Source organism: Cupriavidus sp. 2TAF22, assembly GCF_052115045.1.
Lineage (GTDB): Bacteria > Pseudomonadota > Gammaproteobacteria > Burkholderiales > Burkholderiaceae > Cupriavidus.
This window is the reverse complement of sequence record NZ_JBFRFX010000051.1, coordinates 24687-43190: the sequence shown is the minus strand read 5'-3', so window position 1 is coordinate 43190 and position 18504 is coordinate 24687. Positions and strand designations below refer to the sequence as shown.

General features: G+C 66.7%; 20 protein-coding genes. 8 read left to right on the top strand and 12 right to left on the bottom strand.

Going from position 1 to position 18504, the window contains the following annotated elements:
- Positions 1-295: hypothetical protein (locus tag AB4Z48_RS35415; protein WP_441622720.1), on the top strand; the 295-nt coding region annotated here is incomplete at its 5' end.
- Positions 296-413: 118 nt separating this feature from the next.
- Here the strand turns inward: AB4Z48_RS35415 and AB4Z48_RS35410 are convergent.
- A complete protein-coding gene (locus tag AB4Z48_RS35410) occupies positions 414-1190 on the bottom strand; it encodes an enoyl-CoA hydratase (RefSeq protein ID WP_441622718.1) in 777 nt (258 codons plus the stop codon).
- Positions 1191-1729: 539 nt separating this feature from the next.
- On the opposite strand from AB4Z48_RS35410, the gene paaG reads away from it, so the two are divergent.
- The 3 genes from paaG to paaK all read left to right on the top strand — a co-directional run bounded on the left by paaG (position 1730) and on the right by paaK (position 4423).
- Positions 1730-2542 (top strand): 2-(1,2-epoxy-1,2-dihydrophenyl)acetyl-CoA isomerase PaaG, encoded by an 813-nt coding sequence (gene paaG / locus AB4Z48_RS35405; RefSeq protein WP_441622716.1) that lies wholly within the window; start codon positions 1730-1732, stop codon positions 2540-2542.
- A 93-nt stretch (positions 2543-2635) separates the two neighbouring features.
- Positions 2636-3037, top strand: coding sequence for a hydroxyphenylacetyl-CoA thioesterase PaaI (gene paaI, locus AB4Z48_RS35400; RefSeq protein ID WP_441622727.1), 402 nt, complete (start codon positions 2636-2638; stop codon positions 3035-3037).
- An 81-nt stretch (positions 3038-3118) separates the two neighbouring features.
- Positions 3119-4423 carry a phenylacetate--CoA ligase PaaK gene (paaK, locus tag AB4Z48_RS35395; protein ID WP_441622714.1) on the top strand — a complete coding sequence of 435 codons (1305 nt, stop codon included), beginning with the start codon at positions 3119-3121 and terminating at the stop codon, positions 4421-4423.
- A 39-nt stretch (positions 4424-4462) separates the two neighbouring features.
- On the opposite strand, the gene mltA is transcribed toward paaK, so the two are convergent.
- Positions 4463-5620 carry a murein transglycosylase A gene (gene mltA / locus AB4Z48_RS35390; RefSeq protein ID WP_441622712.1) on the bottom strand — a complete coding sequence of 386 codons (1158 nt, stop codon included), beginning with the start codon at positions 5618-5620 and terminating at the stop codon, positions 4463-4465.
- 88 nt (positions 5621-5708) lie between these two features.
- On the opposite strand from mltA, the gene AB4Z48_RS35385 reads away from it, so the two are divergent.
- Positions 5709-5930 (top strand): hypothetical protein, encoded by a 222-nt coding sequence (locus AB4Z48_RS35385; protein WP_441622710.1) that lies wholly within the window; start codon positions 5709-5711, stop codon positions 5928-5930.
- A gap of 30 nt (positions 5931-5960) precedes the next feature.
- On the opposite strand, the gene apaG is transcribed toward AB4Z48_RS35385, so the two are convergent.
- Positions 5961-6335: a Co2+/Mg2+ efflux protein ApaG gene (gene apaG / locus AB4Z48_RS35380; protein ID WP_020201965.1), complete on the bottom strand. Its 375-nt coding sequence runs from the start codon at positions 6333-6335 to the stop codon at positions 5961-5963.
- Between the two features lie 186 nt (positions 6336-6521).
- Between apaG and rpe the strand changes: the two genes are divergently transcribed.
- The 3 genes from rpe (at position 6522) to trpE (ending at position 9945) form a co-directional block, all read left to right on the top strand.
- Positions 6522-7232: a ribulose-phosphate 3-epimerase gene (gene rpe / locus AB4Z48_RS35375; protein WP_441622708.1), complete on the top strand. Its 711-nt coding sequence runs from the start codon at positions 6522-6524 to the stop codon at positions 7230-7232.
- Positions 7229-7960, top strand: a complete 732-nt coding sequence (gene gph, locus AB4Z48_RS35370) for a phosphoglycolate phosphatase (protein ID WP_441622706.1) — start codon at positions 7229-7231, stop codon at positions 7958-7960. The genes rpe and gph overlap by 4 nt, the downstream gene beginning before the upstream one ends.
- Before the next feature lie 467 nt (positions 7961-8427).
- Entirely contained in the window at positions 8428-9945 is a 1518-nt protein-coding gene (gene trpE, locus AB4Z48_RS35365) for an anthranilate synthase component I (protein ID WP_441622704.1), read from the top strand.
- 83 nt (positions 9946-10028) lie between these two features.
- Here the strand turns inward: trpE and dhaK are convergent, their stop codons facing one another.
- The 9 genes from dhaK to AB4Z48_RS35320 form a co-directional block, all read right to left on the bottom strand.
- Complete coding sequence (gene dhaK, locus AB4Z48_RS35360; RefSeq protein ID WP_441622702.1) at positions 10029-11018, bottom strand: dihydroxyacetone kinase subunit DhaK; 990 nt, start codon at positions 11016-11018, stop codon at positions 10029-10031.
- Between the two features lie 5 nt (positions 11019-11023).
- On the bottom strand, positions 11024-11665 hold the full coding sequence (gene dhaL, locus AB4Z48_RS35355; protein ID WP_441622700.1) for a dihydroxyacetone kinase subunit DhaL: 642 nt from the start codon (positions 11663-11665) through the stop codon (positions 11024-11026).
- Entirely contained in the window at positions 11662-12681 is a 1020-nt protein-coding gene (locus AB4Z48_RS35350) for an ABC transporter ATP-binding protein (protein ID WP_441622698.1), read from the bottom strand. The genes dhaL and AB4Z48_RS35350 overlap by 4 nt, the downstream gene beginning before the upstream one ends.
- Entirely contained in the window at positions 12674-13765 is a 1092-nt protein-coding gene (locus AB4Z48_RS35345) for an ABC transporter ATP-binding protein (RefSeq protein WP_441622696.1), read from the bottom strand. Before AB4Z48_RS35345 ends, AB4Z48_RS35350 begins: the two co-directional genes overlap by 8 nt.
- 3 nt (positions 13766-13768) lie before the next feature.
- Positions 13769-13963, bottom strand: coding sequence for a hypothetical protein (locus AB4Z48_RS35340; RefSeq protein ID WP_441622694.1), 195 nt, complete (start codon positions 13961-13963; stop codon positions 13769-13771).
- Complete coding sequence (locus AB4Z48_RS35335) at positions 13960-14922, bottom strand: carbohydrate ABC transporter permease (RefSeq protein WP_441622692.1); 963 nt, start codon at positions 14920-14922, stop codon at positions 13960-13962. Before AB4Z48_RS35335 ends, AB4Z48_RS35340 begins: the two co-directional genes overlap by 4 nt.
- Positions 14919-15875 (bottom strand): carbohydrate ABC transporter permease, encoded by a 957-nt coding sequence (locus AB4Z48_RS35330; RefSeq protein WP_441622690.1) that lies wholly within the window; start codon positions 15873-15875, stop codon positions 14919-14921. Before AB4Z48_RS35330 ends, AB4Z48_RS35335 begins: the two co-directional genes overlap by 4 nt.
- Positions 15876-15951: 76 nt before the next feature.
- Positions 15952-17274: an ABC transporter substrate-binding protein gene (locus AB4Z48_RS35325; RefSeq protein WP_441622688.1), complete on the bottom strand. Its 1323-nt coding sequence runs from the start codon at positions 17272-17274 to the stop codon at positions 15952-15954.
- A 117-nt stretch (positions 17275-17391) separates the two neighbouring features.
- Positions 17392-18411 carry a LacI family DNA-binding transcriptional regulator gene (locus tag AB4Z48_RS35320; RefSeq protein WP_441622686.1) on the bottom strand — a complete coding sequence of 340 codons (1020 nt, stop codon included), beginning with the start codon at positions 18409-18411 and terminating at the stop codon, positions 17392-17394.
- Between the last annotated feature and the right edge of the window lie 93 nt (positions 18412-18504).

The following is an 18504-nucleotide window of genomic DNA, read 5'->3' as shown; positions in this document are numbered from 1 at the left end:
CACACTTATCGGTTGTTTGTTTGTTAAAGAACTTGCCGCGGTTCGCTTTGCTTACCGCGTCGCTGCTTTGTTGTCAGCAGCAGAGAAACGAGATTATGAAGAACTTTCTACGTTTCGTCAACAGGTTTCGCAATCTTTTTTTGCTCCGGTTCGCCGCGCTATCCGCACCGCCAACCTCACCCGTTCACCCCGCAACCCTTGTCCCGTCTGCTTTGCAGCCGCGCTTCGTGTTGCGAGGGAGCGAATATTAAGGTCCCGACTCCGCCTTGGCAACCGTTTTGTCACAGAATCATGAGTGGCATCCGCGATCGCGGGAAGCAAGCCTTTGATATTCAAAGGAAATATGGCTTTTCAGAAAGTCGCGGAGAAAGGAATACCCAATTGAGTTACTCGGGTATTTCCCTATCAAGTTTTTAGCGATGGCGGAACTCGGGTGCTCGTTTCTCCACAAACGCCGCCATTCCCTCCTTCTGGTCGTCCGTCGCAAAGGTCGAATGGAACAGGCGCCGTTCCAGATGCACGCCTTCGCTCAGGCTGGTTTCGTAGGCGGCGTTGATCGACTCCTTGATCATCATGACGACAGGCAGGGAAAAGCCGGCAATCGTCTCCGCCGCGCTCACGGCTTCATCCAGCAGCTTGTCGGCAGCAACCACGCGCGACACCAGGCCTGCGCGCTCGGCTTCGGCCGCATCCATCATGCGCGAGGTCAGGCACAGGTCCATGGCCTTGGCCTTGGAGACGGCGCGCGGCAGGCGCTGCGTGCCTCCGGCGCCCGGCATGGTGCCCAGCTTGACTTCCGGCTGGCCGAAGCGGGCGCTGTCCGCCGCGATGATGATGTCGCACATCATTGCCAGCTCGCAGCCGCCGCCCAGCGCGTAGCCGGCCACCGCGGCAATCACCGGCTTGCGGATGCGGCGGATGGTTTCCCAGTTGCGCGTGATGTAGTCGCCCTTGTACACATCCATATAGGAGTACTTGGCCATCATGCCGATATCGGCACCGGCGGCGAAGGCTCGCTCGCTGCCGGTGATGACGATGCTGCCGATGGCGTCATCGGCGTCGAACGCCAGCAGGGCGGCACCCACTTCGTCCATCAGGGCATCGTTGAGCGCGTTGAGCGCCTTCGGCCGGTTCAGGGTCACCAAGCCCACGCGTCCGCGCGTCTCCACCAGAATGTTCTCGTACGGCATGTGTTCTCCTCTTTGGATATGGATCGGGATGGGGATATATCAGTCGTCCGCGAGACGATACTCGCTCCGGGAATCGCTGGCTATACGGCGCGCGGGCCATGCTGGCACCTGCCGGCCGCTGAGGCACGCTCGCCCGATCGCTTCGAGCGGAGCCGGAAATGGCCAACCCGTTTGCCCCAGATCGTGGCGCCGCCGCCTCAGCGTGGCGCCCGGCAGTATTACGCTACTGGTCGGTTTGCCGGGGGCGCTCGGCGCTTGCCTCGTCGTGCTCATCCGGGCCGTGCGGTGCGCCGAAGTCCGCCTCGCGCCATACCTGGCGGCCCTGGGTTTTCATCCGTGCCACACCATCCCTCACCCGGCCGAAATAATGCTACCATTGCCCGACCGACTGGTCGGTTAATTTTTAATGTGCGGCAGATCCCTCTATATAGAAGAGGAACCGCGGCCGCGTGCCGGGTACCGGGATCCGCGCCATCGGCCCCGATCCGCGATCGCACCGCGGCCAGGACTACCAGCCACCATCAAGGCAGGAGACAAAGATGCCAGATACGCCCCCTCAGGCCAGCCTGACTTCCGGCCCGGTATTGCTAGCCTGGCATGGCCAGGTCGCAGTGATCACCCTCAATCGTCCCGACAAGCTCAATGCCTTCACGCGCGAGATGCATGGCGTGCTCCAGCAGGCGCTCGACCATGTCGAGGCCGGCGGTGCCCGCGCCCTCCTGCTGACGGGGTCCGGCCGCGGCTTCTGCGCCGGGCAGGACCTGGCCGACCTGGACTTCACCCCGGGCGCCATGACTGACCTGGGCGAGTTGATCGATGTCTGGTTCAACCGGCTGATCCGCCGCCTGCATAAGCTGCCCTTGCCGGTGATTGCCGCCGTCAACGGTACCGCCGCCGGCGCCGGCGCCAACCTGGCGCTGGCCTGCGACATGGTGCTGGCGGCGCGCTCGGCCAGTTTTATCCAGGCCTTCGTCAAGATCGGCCTGGTGCCGGATTCCGGCGGCACCTGGCTGCTGCCCAAGCGCATCGGCATGGCGCGCGCCATGGGCCTGGCCATGACCGGCGACAAGCTCAGCGCCGACGAGGCCGAAAAATGGGGCTTGATCTGGGAGGTCATGGACGATCCCTTGCTGCCCGAGCAGGCGCTGGCGCTGGCCACCCACCTGGCGGCGCAACCCACGCGCGCGCTGGCGGCCATCAAGCAGGCCATGCACGCCGGGGCGACGCAGGGGCTCGATGCCCAGCTGGACCTCGAGCGCGACCTGCAGCGCGAGCTCGGCGCCTCGCACGACTACGCGGAAGGCGTGAACGCCTTCCTGGAAAAGCGCGCGCCCCGCTTCAGCGGGCGCTAGCACCACGGCTTTCGTCCCCCGCCCCACCAGGAGACCAGCTTGACCCAGCTTCCCCAGACTCCCCAGGCCCTCGCCGAAGCGGCCGCCGCCAGCATGTACGAAGCCGATGCCTGCAGCCGCTGGCTCGGCATCACCCTCGAAGCCGTGCGCCCCGGCTATGCGCGCCTGTCCATGCCGGTGCGGCAGGAGTTCCTCAACGGCCATGGCATCTGCCACGGCGGCCTGATGTTCACGCTGGCCGACTCGACCTTCGCCTTCGCCTGCAACAGCCACAATATCAATACGGTCGCGGCCGGCTGCAGCATCGAGTTCCTCAAACCCGTGCAGGGCGGCGACCTGCTGACGGCCGAGGCTACCGAGCAGGTCCTGTCCGGGCGGCATGGCATCTACGATATCCGCGTCACCAACCGCGCCGGCGAGACGGTGGCGATGTTCCGCGGCAAATCCGCCCAGATCAAGGGGCACGTGGTCGCCCCGCCCGGGCCCGCGCGGTAAGCTCCCTATCCGTACGCATACCAATCGAACGCATACCAGTCGAACGCAAGCCAGAAACATAAGCCCCGCGCAGGAGACAATATGAGCACGCGCCTCACAGATCTGCCGCTAGAGCCGATCGAGACCGCCAGCCGCGACGCATTGCAGGCCTTGCAGCTTGAACGGCTGAAATGGTCGCTCAACCACGCCTACGGGAATTCGCCGGTCTACCGGCGCAAGTTCGACGAGGCCGGCGTGCATCCGGACCAGTTGCGCACGCTGGCCGACCTTGCCCGCTTTCCGTTCACCTCCAAGCAAGACCTGCGCGACAACTATCCGTTCGGCATGTTCGCCGTGCCGCAGGACCGCATCGCGCGCATCCATGCCTCGTCGGGCACCACCGGCAAGCCGACCGTGGTGGGCTACACGCTCCGCGACATCGAGACCTGGGCCACGGTGGTGGCGCGCTCGATCCGCGCGGCCGGCGCGCGGCGCGGCGACAAGGTGCACATCAGCTACGGCTATGGCCTGTTTACCGGCGGGCTCGGCGCGCATTACGGCGTGGAGAAGGCCGGGCTCACCGCGATTCCCTTCGGCGGCGGCCAGACCGAGCGCCAGGTGCAGCTGATCCAGGATTTCAAGCCCGAGGTGATCATGGTCACGCCCAGCTATATGCTGGCCATCGCCGACGAGTTCGAGCGCCAGGGCATCGATCCGGCCTCCACCTCGCTGCGCGTGGGCATTTTCGGCGCCGAGCCGTGGACGCCGGAAATGCGCCTGGCCATCGAGAAGCGCATGGGCATCTCGGCTGTGGATATCTACGGGCTGTCCGAAGTGATGGGCCCGGGCGTGGCCAGCGAATGCGCCGAGACCAAGGACGGCCCGACCATCTGGGAAGACCATTTCTATCCCGAGGTGATCGACCCGGACACCGGCGCAGTGTTGCCCGACGGCGAATTCGGCGAACTGGTCTTCACCACGCTGAGCAAGGAAGCGCTGCCGATCGTGCGCTACCGTACCCGCGACCTGACCCGGCTGCTGCCCGGCACCGCCCGCGCCGCCTTCCGCCGCATGGAGAAGGTCACCGGCCGCTCGGACGACATGATGATCATCCGCGGCGTCAATGTGTTTCCCTCCCAGATCGAGGAGATGATCCTCAAGCACCCTGAGCTGGCGCCGCATTACCAGTGCGTGCTGACCAGGGACGGCCATCTCGACGTGCTGACCGTGCGCGTGGAATGCGCACACGGCGTGGAGCCTGGCGCCACGCAGCAGGCCAGTGCGCAGCTGACCTACGACATCAAGGCATATATCGGGGTGACCGTGGGCATCGAGATCCTGCCCGCGGGCGGCGTGGAACGCTCGGTGGGCAAGGCGCGCCGCATCGTCGACCAGCGCCCGCGCTGACGAGGCAGCCCGGCCCGCGGCGGGCCGGGCGTACTCGCGTCAGCTGCGCGGCATCAGCACCCACATGCGCCCGCCCTGCTTCATGCGGCCGGCCGCTTCGCCCGCCGCATCGCCGGCGCCCCAGAAAAAGTCCGCGCGCACTCCGCCCTTGATGGCCGATCCCGTATCCTGCGCGAACATCAGGCGCTGGATCGGTTCGGCCGACAGCGGCCTGGTGGTGGAGAGGAAGACCGGCACCCCCAGCGGGATCGTGGCCGGGTCGACCGCGATCGAGCGCTCGGCCGTCAGCGGCACCCCCAGCGCGCCGACCGGGCCTTCATTGGTCGGCGGCAGCTCACGGAAGAACACGAAGCGCGGATTGACGTTGAGCATTTCCTCGACGCGGCCCGGATTGGCGCGCGCCCAGCCCTTGATGCCCTGCATGGTGGCCTGCGCGGGCGTGATCTCGCCGCGATCCAGCAGCCACTTGCCGAAGGAGCGGAACGGCTGGTCGTTGGTGCCGCCGAAGCCCACGCGCATCACGGTGCCATCTGCCAGGCGGATGCGGCCCGAGCCCTGGATCTGCAGGAAGGCGGCCTCCACGGCGTCGTCCACCCACGCCAGTTCCTGCCCGCGCAGCGCCGGGTTCTGCAGCAGTTCGCCGCGCGCCGGCAGCGGCCGGTTGCCCCATTGCGGCGGCTTGCGGTAGAGCGGGACCTGGTACTGGCCCTGGCGCGTGCGCGAACCGTGCAGGATGGGTTCGTAGTAGCCGGTGATCAGGCCGCTGTCGGTGCCGTCGCCGTTGACCACGCGGAACGGCTGGAAGTTGGACTCGAAGTAGGCGCGCATGGCGCCCAGGTCGCCGGCGTCGACCATCAGGCCGATCGCGCAGACGCGGTTCCACTCGGCGCGCTTCTTCAGTGCCTGGCAGCTGGCCTGCAGCGCCGGCCACGCGGCGCGCACGTCGTCCTGGCCCCAGCCGCCGATTTCGGCCCAGCTGGCCGCCTGCAGTTGCCCCTTCTGCGCGGAGGCGGCCGGCGGCGTCACGGGCTGCGTGCCAGGGCCTTCGATGCGCGGCGGCGGGCCGCTCATGCAACCGGCCAGCAGCGCAGCCGCGGCGGACAGCCCGAGCCAGCCGAGCCGGCGGGCCCCTGCGGCGCCGCGCGAAGCGCGCGCGGGAGGAATGGGTAAGCGGAAAAAGGAATCCAGGTATGCCATCTTGATTGGGTGAGTACGCGGAGACAGGCGGCCGGTCGCATCTGCGGATGCCCTACAATGCCCAGCGTCGCCTCCACGTGGTCCTGTCATGAGCAAGTTTTTCGAAGCCCATCCCATGCTGCTGTTCGCCCTCGAGGCCGGAGTGGCGCTCTTCTTGCTGATCTTCATCGTGGTCTGGACCATGGGCACGGCGAAGAAGAACCCCCGCCCCACCCGCGCGCCGGACGATCACCCTTCGCGCGCCGGCCAGGGCGACAGCCAGTCCGGCGCCCACGCCCGACAGGATCAGGACAGCACGCCAGGCCGCTAGGTTTCGCACCGCGCGGGCGGAAGGCCGCTCTCAGTGGAGCATGCGCGGCAGTACCAGCGCGAACTCCGGGATCGGCACCTCGAAGCGATGGCCATCCTCGGCCACGCAGAAATACTCGCCCTTCATCGAGCCGATCGGCGTCGAGATCGTGGCCCAGCTGGTGTACTCGAAATGCTCGCCCGGCTTGAGCAGCGGCTGGTGGCCCACCACGCCGAGGCCCGCCACTTCCTGCGTGCCGTTGTCGCTATCGGTGATCACCCAGTGGCGAGAGATCAGCTGCGCGGCCACCTCGCCGGTGTTGTGGATGGTGATGGTATAGGCGAAGGCGTGGCGCCCGCGCTCGGGGTCGGACTGATCGGCCAGGTACTGGGTACGCACGGCCACGGAAAACGCGTATTCGCTCATTGTCGGCACATCACGGCGGGCTAAGGTAGGCGCATTGTGCGGCAAGGCCGGGGGGGCGGCAAGCCGGGCCCCGCCGGCAGGAGGGCCGGCGGCGGGGCCGCCCGGCAGCGAAACCCCGCCCGGGAAGGGTAAAATAGCGGACTTCGCGCTGGAATTGCGCTGAACGCACCCCACGAGCCCGCCGCCATGAGCACCCCCGACTACCGCATCGCCCCGTCCATCCTGTCCGCCGATTTCGCCCGCCTGGGCGAAGAAGTCAAACGCGTGACCGCGGACGGCGCCGACTGGATCCACTTCGACGTGATGGACAACCATTACGTGCCGAACCTGACCATTGGCCCGCTGGTGTGCGAGGCAATCCGTCCGCACGTGACGGCGCCCATCGACGTGCACCTGATGGTGCGCCCGGTGGACCGCATCGTCCCGGATTTCGCCAAGGCCGGCGCCAACATCATCACCTTCCACCCGGAAGCCAGCGAGCACGTCGACCGCACCCTGGCGCTGATCCGCGACCACGGCTGCCAGGCCGGCCTGGTATTCAACCCGGGCACGCCGCTGAACTACCTGGACCACGTCATGGACCGCCTCGACGTGATCCTGCTGATGTCGGTCAATCCCGGCTTTGGCGGCCAGTCCTTCATCCCCGAGACGCTCAACAAGCTGCGCGCGGTGCGCCGGCGCATCGACGAATACGCGGAGCGCAGCGGACGGCGCATCCTGCTGGAAGTGGACGGCGGCGTGAAGGTGGACAACATCGCCGAGATCGCCGCGGCCGGGGCCGATACCTTCGTGGCCGGCTCGGCCGTGTTCGGCAAGCCGGACGCCGACGGCGGCTACAAGGGCGTGCTGGGCGCCCTGCGCGCCGAACTGGCCAAGGCCGGCAAGGCAGGCCAATGAGCGCGGCCCGGCTCAAGCGCACCGACTGGCACGGCATCCGCGCCGTCATCGTCGACCTGGACGGCACCATGGTCGACACCGCGGGCGACTTCCATGCCGCGGTCAATGCGATGCTGAGCGCGCTGGTGCGCCTGCACCCGCAGCTCCGCCCCGCGGCGCCGCTGGGCCGGGAAGAAATCGTCAGCTTCGTCGGCAAGGGCTCGGAAAACCTGATCCGGCGCGTGCTCGACGCGCGCTTCCCGCCGGCCCACGCCAATGGCATGTTCGCCGATGCGCTGGCCCTGTACGACCGCGAGTACCTGCGCATCAACGGCCAGTTCTCGCAGGTCTACGCCGGCGTGGGCGAGGGGCTGGCAGCGCTGAAGGCGGCCGGCCTGCGCCTGGCCTGCGTGACCAACAAGCCACACAACTTCACCGAGCCGCTGCTGGCCAAGACCGGCCTGGCGCGCTTTTTCGAACTGGTCTACGGCGGCGACGCCTTCGCCCTGCGCAAGCCCGACCCGCTGCCGCTGCTCAAGGTGGCCGATGCATTCCGGCTCGAGCCGGCCGAGATTGCCGCCATCGGCGACTCGGAGAATGATGCCCAGGCGGCACGCGCGGCCGGCATGGGTGTGCTGCTGGTGCCCTATGGCTACAACCATGGCAATCCTGTACAAGGCGTCGACGCCGATGGTATAGTCGATTCCATTGCCCAGGCTGCAGAGGTGTTTGCAGCACACCGGGCATGATCCCCGCGGCCCGAGGCACCACCCGAACCGCCGCATCCAAACCGTAAATCGCTGAACACGATTTCATGTTTCTGAACCGCAAACGCATCTCTTCTGGCAGTGATCGGCAGGCCTGGCCCTGGCGTCGCTGGCGCGCCTCCCAACAGGCGTAAAGTGCGTTCGCGAGTCTCCTGACCGCCCCCGTTTTCCTGCATCGCCGCGGTACCGGCCGATGCACTAAGATGGAACGGGGCCGGCCAGGCCGGCAGGTTGCCGGACCTTCACAGAATTTCCAGCCGCCCGACATCCCAGGCATTGCGCCTGCTGTCACCCGAACGCGCTGCACGCCCACCCCGGCCGTGCGCGGACTGCTGTCCGTGCCAGGTCCTTCCCCGGGGCGGGTCTGACGACCTTCCAGCCCCAAACTGCCGACACCGCGGCCGAGCGCACAGCCCAGGGCACCCGCGCCGCCGCACAAGAGGATCGACATGACCGAACTGGAATTCAAATCGCTGGCCGAGCAGGGCTACAACCGCATCCCCCTGATCGCGGAAGCCTTCGCCGACCTGGAAACGCCGCTGTCGCTGTATCTCAAGCTGGCGCAGTCGCAAACGCGCGGGGTCAACACCTTCCTGCTCGAATCGGTGGTGGGCGGCGAGCGCTTCGGCCGCTACTCCTTCATCGGCCTGCACGCCCGCACGCTGCTGCGCGCCTCCGGCATGCGCACCGAGGTGGTCACCGACGGCCGCGTGGTGGAAACCCACGAGGGCAACCCGCTCGACTTCATCGCCGATTTCGAGAAGCGTTTCAAGGTGGCGTTGCGCCCGGGGCTGCCGCGTTTCTGCGGCGGCCTGGCCGGCTACTTCGGCTACGACGCGGTGCGCTACATCGAGAAGAAGCTGGCCAGCACACAAAAGCCGGACGACCTCAACCTGCCCGACATCCAGCTGCTGCTGTGCGAAGAGCTGGCCGTGATCGACAACCTCTCGGGCAAGCTCTACCTGATCGTCTACGCCGACCCGACCACGCCCGAGGCCTATGCCCGCGCCCGCCAGCGCCTGCGCGAGCTGCGCATGAAGCTGCGCCAGCCGGTGGATGTGCCGATCACCAGCCCCTCGGTGCAGACCGACGTCTACCGCGAATTCGACAAGGCCGACTACCTCACCGCCGTGCACAAGGCCAAGGAGTACATCATGGCCGGCGACATGATGCAGGTGCAGATCGGCCAGCGCCTGGTCAAGCCGTACCGCGACTCGCCGCTGACGCTGTACCGCGCGCTGCGCTCGCTGAACCCGTCGCCGTACATGTATTTCTACAACTTCGGCGACTTCCAGATCGTGGGCGCGTCGCCCGAGATCCTGGTGCGCCAGGAAAGCCGCCGCACCGGTACCAACGGCGAGCAGCGCGAAGACCATATCGTCACCATTCGCCCGCTGGCCGGCACCCGCCCGCGCGGCAACACGCCGGAGAAGGACGCGCAGCTGGCCACCGAACTGCTGAACGATCCCAAGGAAATCGCCGAGCACGTGATGCTGATCGACCTGGCGCGCAACGATATCGGCCGCATCGCCGAGATCGGCTCGGTCAAGGTCACCGACCAGATGGTGATCGAGAAATACTCGCACGTGCAACACATCGTCAGTTCGGTGGAAGGCACGCTCAAGCCCGGCATGAGCAACCTCGACGTGCTGCGCGCCACCTTCCCGGCCGGCACGCTCTCCGGCGCGCCCAAGGTGCACGCGATGGAAATCATCGACGAGCTGGAGCCGCGCAAGCGCGGCATCTACGGCGGCGCGGTGGGCTACCTGTCCTTCGGCGGCGAGATGGACCTGGCCATCGCTATCCGCACCGGCATCGTCAAGGACGGCAACCTGTATGTGCAGGCCGCCGCCGGCATCGTCGCCGACTCCGACCCCGAAGCCGAATGGAGGGAAACCGAAGCCAAGGCGCGCGCCGTGATCCGCGCCGCCGAGCAGGTCCAGGACGGACTGGACTCGGATATCTGACGGTTTCGACACGGCGGGCCGCGGCGGGCCCGCAGAGGCCGCAGAGGGCAGGACCCCGGCACCGGCGTCCTGCCCCTGCCGCGCTACATCCCCCAGCGCAGCGCCGGCGTATGCACCGGGCTGTCCCAGTGGTGCAGCATCTCGTCGTCAGGCACGCATAGCGTGACAGACGCGCCCGCCATCTCGAGCGAAGTCGTCAGGGCGCCGACCAGCGCCCGCCCGACCCGCAGGTCCCGCTGCTGCAGCCACAGGCGCGTCGAGTTGAAGAGCAGGTATAGCTCGCTCAGCGGCGTACCACCCAGGCCGTTTACGAGCACCAGCAACTCGGTGCCAGCCGGCGGCCGGAGGTCGTCGACGATCGCCGTGAGCAACTCGCCCGCAATGGTATCGGCCGATGCGAACCTGGCGCGGCGCCTGCCCGGCTCGCCGTGAATGCCGACGCCGACCTCGATCTCGTCCTCGCCGATCTTGAACGTGGGCGTACCCGCCGCCGGCACGGTGCAGCTCGTGAACGCCACGCCCATGGTCGCCGTGCGCTTGTTGATGCGGTCGCCGAACGCCTTGCATTGCTCGAGGCTGGCGCCGCCTTCGGCCATGCTGCCGACCATCTTCTCGACGATCACCGTGCCCGCCACGCCGCGCCGCCCGGTCGTGTAGCTCGAGTTCTCGACCGCGACGTCGTCGTTGATCAGCACCATCTCGTTGGGCACTTCCGACATCTCCGCGGCCATCTCGAAGTTCATCACGTCGCCGGAATAATTCTTCACGATGAACAGGACCCCGGCGCCGGTATCGACCGCCTTGGCCGCGGCCATCATCTGGTCCGGCGTGGGCGAAGTGAAAATCTGCCCGGGGCAGGCGGCGTCCAGCATGCCGTAGCCGACGAAGCCGCTGTGCAGCGGCTCGTGCCCCGCGCCGCCGCCGGACACCAGCGCGACCTTCCCTGGCTTCAGGGCCTGGCGCCGCACGAACACCGGTTCGGTATTGAGCGCGACCAGCTCGCCGTGCGCGGCGGCGAACCCGGCCAGGCTCTCGGTCAGAAAATCGTCGACGTGATTGATGAATTTTTTCATGGTCTCTACTCCTTGCCGTCGATCGATTGAGCCAGTCGTTCGCACACCGCCTTGATCATGAGCTGGCTGGAGCGCGCGCCGGGGTCCAGGTGGCCGCGCGAGCGCTCGCCGAGGAACGATGCGCGGCCCTTGGTGGCGACCATGTCGCGGGTGGCCAGCATGCCCTGCTCCGCCACGCGCGGCAGTTCGTCGAGCACGGTGCGGGCGGACGCGCCCGCCGCGGCGAGCTCCTCGCCGCGCATCGCCACGGGAATCAGCACATCCATCATGGTCTTGCTGCCCACGCCGGTCTTCCCGCGCAGGCCGACCGCGTCGACACCGGCGGCGTAGATGCGCGCGAACCCCGCGACATCCATGGCCTGCGCGGGCACCGCCTTCGCCATGCCGCTGAGCAGCGAATAGAACAGCGGACCGGCCGATCCGCCGACCGTGGACAACACCTTGGCCGCGGCGAGTTCCAGCGCCGCCCCGGGTGCCGCCGCCTCGATCTCCGCGCGCAGCGAGCGCAGCGCCTCCATGCCGCGCAGCAGGTTGAAGATATGGTCGCCGTCGCCGATCTGCTGGTCGAGCAACGCGATCTCGTCCATGTTCTCTCGCAACGCCGCATGCGCTGCGTCGATGCATGCCATGACCGTCTTGCCGTTCATGTCGGGATCCTCCTGCCGTCGGAGCGGAAATATAAGAGGCTGCGTGCTGGCAGCGAAACGCCAACGGATTGCCCGAGGCTGAAATTGCGCTCGCCCACGCTGGTCGCGACCACGGTCGTGCCTTGGTGATCCAGGATCAACAGGTGCCGCAACGGCGAGTACTCGAGCACCTTCAAATCGAGCACGTGGCTCTCCTGCGCCTCGTGCACCACGATGTCTTCCGGGCGGATGGCCACCGTGGCCGTCTCCGCCGGCACCGCCACCGAGTCGAACAAGGCCGGCGGCAGCAGGTTGATGGGGGGCGAGCCGAGCCGCTGGGCCGCGCTCAGCGACGCCGGGTTGCCGTAGACCTCGCGCGGCGTGCCGATCTGCACCAGGCGGCCGTGCTCCAGGATGCCGATGCGGTCGGCCAGCGTGGTGGCCTCGACCTGGTCGTGCGTGACGTAGAGGATGGTCGCGCCGATGGTGCGGTGCAGGCGCTTGAGCTCGATACGCAGTTCCTCGCGCAGCTTCGCATCGAGCGAAGACAGCGGCTCGTCCATCAGGAACACGCGGGGTTCGCGCACCAGCGCGCGCCCGATGGCCACGCGCTGCATCTCGCCGCCCGACAGGTGCGTTGCCATATTGTCGAGCTTGGAGCCGATATGCAGCATCTCCGCCACCGCCTGCACGCGCGCGCGGATCTGCGCCTCGCCGGTGCGCCGGCGCGGCGCGCGCAGCGGGAAAGCCAGGTTGCCGAACACCGTCAGGTGCGGATACAGCGAGTATTGCTGGAAAATGAACGCCACATCGCGATCGGACGGGTGCACGCCGGTGGCCACCTCGCCGTCGATCAGCACATCGCCGGCATCGGGCCGCTCCAGCCCCGCGATCAGGCGCAGCGTGGTGGTCTTGCCGGCACCGCTCGGCCCCAGCAGCACGACGAACTCGCCGTCCTTCACGTCGATCGAAAGATCGTCGACCGCGCTCACGTCGCCAAAGTGCTTCGACACATTGCGCAACTGGATTTCAGCCATGCCGGTCTCCCGCCTGCGTCGCGCCGGGCAGCAGGCGCCCCGACGCCTCGTCGTAAAGCAGCGTGCGCTCCTTGCGGAACGACAGGCCGACCGGCGCGCCCGCCGCCAGGCCTTCGTCCTTGCCGACCCGCGCGCGCACCACGCCCAGCGCCGTCTCGATCATCAGCACCTGGTGCGAGCCGAGGTACTCGTCCGCGATCACGCGCCCGCGCAAGGGGCTGCGCTCGTCGATGACGATATGCTCCGGGCGGATGCCCAGCAGCGCGCGCTCGGCCGCCATTGCGCAGCGCGGGACCGGCACCGGCGCGCCGCGCAGGAAGACCTGTTCCTGGCCGGCGGCGACGGCGCCGTCGACCGCCAGGAAGTTCATCGGCGGGCTGCCGATGAAGTTGCCCACGAACACCGTCGCCGGAAAATGATAGATCTCGTGCGGCGCGGCAGCCTGCAGCACCTCGCCCTCGTTCATCACCACGATGTCGTCCGCCATGGCCATCGCCTCGCTCTGGTCGTGCGTGACGTACACCGTGGTGGCGGCGAGCGCGTTGTGCAGCTTGCGCAGCTCCAGGCACATCAGCTCGCGGAAATCGGCGTCCAGCGTGCCCAGCGGCTCGTCCATCAGGAATGCCTTCGGTTGCCGCACGATGGCGCGGCCGAGCGCCACGCGCTGGCGGTCGCCACCGGACAAGCCGCCGGTCTTGCGGTCCAGGATGGCTTCGATGCGAAGCATGCGCGCCGCCGCGCCGACGCGCGCGGCGATCTCATGGCGAGGCAAATGCTCGTTGCGCAGCGGAAAGGAGATGTTGTCGCGCACCGTCATGTGCGGGTAGAGCGCGAACATCTGGAACACGAAGGCGATGTCGCGCTGGCGAGCGCGCAAGGCGGTCACGTCCTCGCCGTCGATCAGGATCTGACCGGCGCTCGGCAGCTCCAGCCCGGCAATCATGCGCAGCGTGGTGGTTTTGCCGCAGCCCGAAGGGCCGAGCAGGACCACGAAGCGCCCGGCGCCGACAGTGAGGTTGGTGTTGCGCACCGCGACGAAATCGCCGAAGCGCTTGTGCAGGTTCGCCAGCGCGATGGTGGCCATGGTTCAGTCCGGGAAATGGCTGGTGACGACGAACGCGGCCGCGCCCACGAGGATCACCGGGAACGACCACGTGAACAGCGCCAGCGAAAACGGCTGCACAAGCATCGCGATACCAGTGCCGATCACTGCCGTCGCCGCACCTTCGCCGAAGCGCCGGCGCAGCATGCGGGGCCGGCGCGCAACTGTCGGGTTTTTCATTTGCGGACCGCTCCGAAGGTAATGCCCCGCAGCAGGTGCTTGCGCAGCACGACGGTGAAGAACAGGATCGGCAGGACGAACAGCGTGGTGGCCGCCGCCACCGCCGGCCAGTCCTGCCCGCCCTCGCCGATGATGAAGGGAATGAACGGCGGCATGGTCTGCGCATCGCCGCTGGTCAGCAGCAGCGCGAACGCGTATTCGTTCCAGGCGAAGATCAGGCAGAAGATCGCGGTCGCCGCGATGCCGGTGATCGCCTGCGGCAGCACCACCTTCACGAAGGCCTGCAGCCGCGTGTATCCGTCGACCAGCGCCGCCTCTTCGTACTCGCGCGGGATCTCGTCCATGAAGCCCTTGAGCAGCCACACCGCCAGCGAAACGTTGACGGCCGTGTACAGCACGATCATGCCGAGATAGCTGTCGCTCAGCCCCAGCGCGCGGTACATCAGGTAGATCGGGATCGCCACCGCGATGGGCGGCATCATCCGCGTCGACAGGATGAAGAACAGCAGGTCATCCGCCCACGGCACCTTGAAGCGCGAGAACGCGTACGCCGCCAGCGTGCCGAGGAAGACCGCGAGAAAGGTCGAGCCGAAACCGATCACCAGCGAGTTGACGAAGCGCGGCAGGACCTTGGACGGCCCGGCGATCACCATGCCGCGCTTGCGCACGTCGCGCTCGTACCAGGTCTGCGCGGGCGGCAGGCTCGCGATGAACTCGGGCGTCTGCCGCGAGCGGATCGTGAACAGGTTGACATAGCCTTCGAGCGACGGCTGGAACGAAACGACGGGCGGATAGGCGATGGCGTCTTCCTGCGTCTTGAAGCTCGTCATGATGATCCAGACCATCGGCAAGGTCGCGATCAGCGCATAGGCGATGACCACGATCGCCGCGAAGGTCTTGCCGCGCGTCGACGCGGCCACCACCGAATGCGCGCCGGCGGGCTGTGCTGTCTTGCTCATCGCTGTTTCACCCGGTTGAGTGCCTTGATGTAGATGTTCGCCGCGCCGAACACCGTGACGAACAGGATGATCGCCAGCGCCGACGAGTAGCCGGTCTGCCACTTCTCGAACGCGGCGCGCTTGAGCGTGATCGACACCGTTTCCGTGACCGAGCCCGGGCCGCCCGAGGTCAGCAGGTTCACCAGGTCGAACATCTTGAAGTTCTCGATGGCGCGGAACAGCACGGCCAGCATCAGGAACGGCAGCGTCATCGGCAGCGTGATCGACCAGAACTGCCGCCACGGCGTGGCGCGATCCACTTCCGCGGCTTCGTAGATGTATTCCGGGATCGAGCGCAGCCCGGCCAGGCAGATCAGCATGACGTAGGGCGTCCACATCCAGGTGTCGACCATCACGATGGTCCATGGCGCAAGCGAGACGTCCCCGATCATCTGGAACGAGCCTGGCGCAACGCCCGTGAAGAAGCTCACGATATCGTTGAACAGGCCTGTCTGCGGCTGCAGCAGGAAGGTCCAGAAATTGCCGACCACGGCCGGCGACAGCATCATCGGCAGCAGGATCAGGGTGGTCCAGAAACTGTGCGTGCGAAAACGCCGGTTGATCAGCAAGGCCAGGCCGAAGCCCAGCAGCACCTCCAGCCCGACCGACCAGAACACGAAGCGCGCGGTGACCTGCATGGCGTACCAGATGTCCTCGTCCGTCAGGATGTCGACGTAGTTGTCGATGCCGACGAAGCGCGCCGGGATGCTCGGCATGTTCGACTTGAAGTTCGTGAACGACAGCCGCAGCGCCCAGATCAGCGGAAAGATGTTGACCGCGAGCAGCAGCAGGATCGTGGGGAGAATGAACAGCCATGCGATCGTGCGGTCCGACAGGCCGCGCAGGCGCGCGGCACCGTGCACCGGCGCAGCGGCTGCCAGGTTCTGCGCGGGAAAAGGCTTGTCTGCCAGCATGGCTGACTCCTTGTCGCGGGCCGGCGGCGGCCGGCAAGCCCGATGCATGTCGCCGCAATGCCCGCTCGTCTCGGTTTCAGTTCTTTCCTTCCGCCTTGAACACCTTGTTCCAGTCCTTCACCAGCAGGTCGAGCGCCTCCTTCGCCGTACCCTTGTCGGCGACGACGTAGTCATGCACGCGCTTCTGCATGTCGAGCAGGAGTTCGGCATAGGCAGGCTCGGCCCAGAAGTCCTTGACGATTGCCATCGACTTCAGGAACGCCGGCGCGAAGGGCTGGCTCTTGGGAAAGTCAGGCGCATCGACCACCGACTTGGCCGCCGAGTAGCCGCCCAGCTCCCACCACTTCTTCTGCACCGCGGGCTGGGCAAACCACTTGATGTACTCGAGCGCATCGGCCTTGTGATCCGAATAGGAGACCACCGAGATGCCCTGCCCGCCAAGCTGCGTGAACTGCTGCACCTCTTTCGGATTGACGAAGAAGCCGATCTTGTCGCCCCCCACGTTCGGGTCCTTGTAGAGGCCGGGGAAGAACGCGAACCAGTTCATCTGCATCGCCACCTGCCCGGACTTGAACGCGTCGAGCCCTTCCTGCATGTACGCGTTGGTCATGCCCGGCGCGGTGCAGCACTTGTACAGCGCCTTGTAGAACTCCAGGCCCTTGACCGCACCCGGCGAGTTGACGAAGCCCTCGAGGCGATAGGGCTTCTTCGGGTCCTGGTACTGGAAGCCGAAGTTATAGAGCACGTTGGTCACGCCCATCGTGATGCCCTCGGAGCCGCGTTCGGTGAAGATATACGCGCCGTACACGGTCTTGCCGTCGATCTTGCGCCCCTGGAAGAACTCGGCGGTCTGCTTGAGCTCATCCATCGTGGTGGGCGGCTCCAGTTCCCTCTTGTACTTCTGCTTGAACTCCGCGCGCAGCTCCGGCCGCGCGAACCAGTCCTTGCGATAGGTCCAGCCCACCGCGTCCGCCATCGCGGGCAGGGCCCAGTAGTTGGGCGTGTTCTTCGGCCATTCGGCATACCCCACCACGGTGGCCGGCACGAAGTCGTTCATCGAGATATTGTTCTTCGCGAAGAAATCGTTGAGCTTGACGTAGTGGCCGTTCACCGCCGCGCCGCCGATCCACTGGCTGTCGCCGATGATCAGGTCGCACAACTTGCCGTGGGAATTGAGTTCGTTGAGAAACCGGTCCGCATAGCTGGTCCAGGGCACGAACTCGAATTTCATCTGTATGCCGGACTTGGCCGTAAAGTCCTTCGACAGCTCGACCAGCGCGTTGGCCGGATCCCACGCCGCCCAACATAGCGTCAATTGCTTCGCCTGCGCGTGCGCGCCGGTTGCCAGTCCCAGTGACAAGGCGGCCGCCGCCATCACCCTTGCTAATAGACGTAACATTTGTCTTCTCCTTTTACTTCCCAGTTGTCTCCATTCCTGCTGACAAGCAACGTCCATGCGCCGGGCGCTGTATTTCGGCTCTGGCAAATTCAAGCGTCAGTCCGGGTGTCGCGAGCATCAGGCATGCGCATTCTCACGAAGATAGATTCGGGTTTCCGGCGTGGGGATCGCAAGCGCCCCGCGCACATCGTTCAGGAAGTCCACCGCGGCAAGACCCGCGCGATGCACGATGCCGCGCACGTCCTGGTCCAGGATCACATCGATCGCGCGCCCGGACAGTTGCTCGCGCGTGTCCGCCGTGCGCTCGTGGCCGATCAGGAAGATGCGGGCCTTGTCGCCGGAATCCTGCAAGGCCGAGGCAATGCCGCGGATGCCGCCGCCGGTGACGTAGATGCCGACCAGGTCGGCGTGACGCGCCAGCAAGCCCTGCACGGCCAGGTCGGCGCCGTCGTCGTCCTCGGTGAAGTCCGGCTCGGCGATGCCGCGCAGATTGCGGAAATCCTCCTCCAGCACCTGCGAAAAGCCGGTGCGCCGCTCCACCTGGTCATGCAGGCGCGACGACCCCGACAGCACGGCGACCGAGCCGATCCGCGAGCCGAGAAAGCCGCCCATCAGCAGCCCGGCCGTGCGCCCCGCAATGCGGTTGTCCACGCCGATGTAGGCGGCGCGGCGGCTGCCCGGCAGATCGGAGAACGCCGTGACGACCGGCACGCTCGCGTCGCTCAGTTCCTCGATCAGGCGGCCGACCCACGGGTAGTCGAGCGGCACCAGGACCAGCGCGTCGTACCCCGCCGCCTGCTCGGCAAAGCGCGACGTGTCGCGCTGGCTGGCGAAGTCGCAGCGGTAGAACGAAGGGATGACGCGGTGCTCGCGAAAGAAACTGGCAGACAGCGCGATGTCGCGCTCGACCTGGTCGAGGAAGCGGGAATTGATCTGCGGGAGGACGAATGCAATGCGAAACGCAGCCGCCTTCGGCGGGCGCCCGCGGCTGGCCCGTTCGTCACGCAGGTCCGCGAGGGCCTGGTGGACGCGGGCAGCCGTCTCGGCACGCACGGAGGCATCGTCGCGCAGCACACGATCGACCGTGGCGACGCTGACGCCAGCCCGGCGCGCAATCATCATACGTGTCGCCGGCATGGTCTCCTCCAGTGCCGAGATACGGTTCACTTTGTATGTCTAAGGTAGTTTTCCGGACGCCAAATGCAAGCATTTTCGCGAGGATAAATGCGT

What these genes read in the sequence shown, in the direction of transcription:
- AB4Z48_RS35410 (WP_441622718.1), bottom strand. Translation starts at nt 1,190, where the DNA reads ATGCCGTACGAGAACATTCTGGTGGAGACGCGCGGACGCGTGGGCTTG.
- paaG (WP_441622716.1), top strand. Translation starts at nt 1,730, where the DNA reads ATGCCAGATACGCCCCCTCAGGCCAGCCTGACTTCCGGCCCGGTATTG.
- paaI (WP_441622727.1), top strand. Translation starts at nt 2,636, where the DNA reads ATGTACGAAGCCGATGCCTGCAGCCGCTGGCTCGGCATCACCCTCGAA.
- paaK (WP_441622714.1), top strand. Translation starts at nt 3,119, where the DNA reads ATGAGCACGCGCCTCACAGATCTGCCGCTAGAGCCGATCGAGACCGCC.
- mltA (WP_441622712.1), bottom strand. Translation starts at nt 5,620, where the DNA reads ATGGCATACCTGGATTCCTTTTTCCGCTTACCCATTCCTCCCGCGCGC.
- AB4Z48_RS35385 (WP_441622710.1), top strand. Translation starts at nt 5,709, where the DNA reads ATGAGCAAGTTTTTCGAAGCCCATCCCATGCTGCTGTTCGCCCTCGAG.
- apaG (WP_020201965.1), bottom strand. Translation starts at nt 6,335, where the DNA reads ATGAGCGAATACGCGTTTTCCGTGGCCGTGCGTACCCAGTACCTGGCC.
- rpe (WP_441622708.1), top strand. Translation starts at nt 6,522, where the DNA reads ATGAGCACCCCCGACTACCGCATCGCCCCGTCCATCCTGTCCGCCGAT.
- gph (WP_441622706.1), top strand. Translation starts at nt 7,229, where the DNA reads ATGAGCGCGGCCCGGCTCAAGCGCACCGACTGGCACGGCATCCGCGCC.
- trpE (WP_441622704.1), top strand. Translation starts at nt 8,428, where the DNA reads ATGACCGAACTGGAATTCAAATCGCTGGCCGAGCAGGGCTACAACCGC.
- dhaK (WP_441622702.1), bottom strand. Translation starts at nt 11,018, where the DNA reads ATGAAAAAATTCATCAATCACGTCGACGATTTTCTGACCGAGAGCCTG.
- dhaL (WP_441622700.1), bottom strand. Translation starts at nt 11,665, where the DNA reads ATGAACGGCAAGACGGTCATGGCATGCATCGACGCAGCGCATGCGGCG.
- AB4Z48_RS35350 (WP_441622698.1), bottom strand. Translation starts at nt 12,681, where the DNA reads ATGGCTGAAATCCAGTTGCGCAATGTGTCGAAGCACTTTGGCGACGTG.
- AB4Z48_RS35345 (WP_441622696.1), bottom strand. Translation starts at nt 13,765, where the DNA reads ATGGCCACCATCGCGCTGGCGAACCTGCACAAGCGCTTCGGCGATTTC.
- AB4Z48_RS35340 (WP_441622694.1), bottom strand. Translation starts at nt 13,963, where the DNA reads ATGAAAAACCCGACAGTTGCGCGCCGGCCCCGCATGCTGCGCCGGCGC.
- AB4Z48_RS35335 (WP_441622692.1), bottom strand. Translation starts at nt 14,922, where the DNA reads ATGAGCAAGACAGCACAGCCCGCCGGCGCGCATTCGGTGGTGGCCGCG.
- AB4Z48_RS35330 (WP_441622690.1), bottom strand. Translation starts at nt 15,875, where the DNA reads ATGCTGGCAGACAAGCCTTTTCCCGCGCAGAACCTGGCAGCCGCTGCG.
- AB4Z48_RS35325 (WP_441622688.1), bottom strand. Translation starts at nt 17,274, where the DNA reads ATGTTACGTCTATTAGCAAGGGTGATGGCGGCGGCCGCCTTGTCACTG.
- AB4Z48_RS35320 (WP_441622686.1), bottom strand. Translation starts at nt 18,411, where the DNA reads ATGCCGGCGACACGTATGATGATTGCGCGCCGGGCTGGCGTCAGCGTC.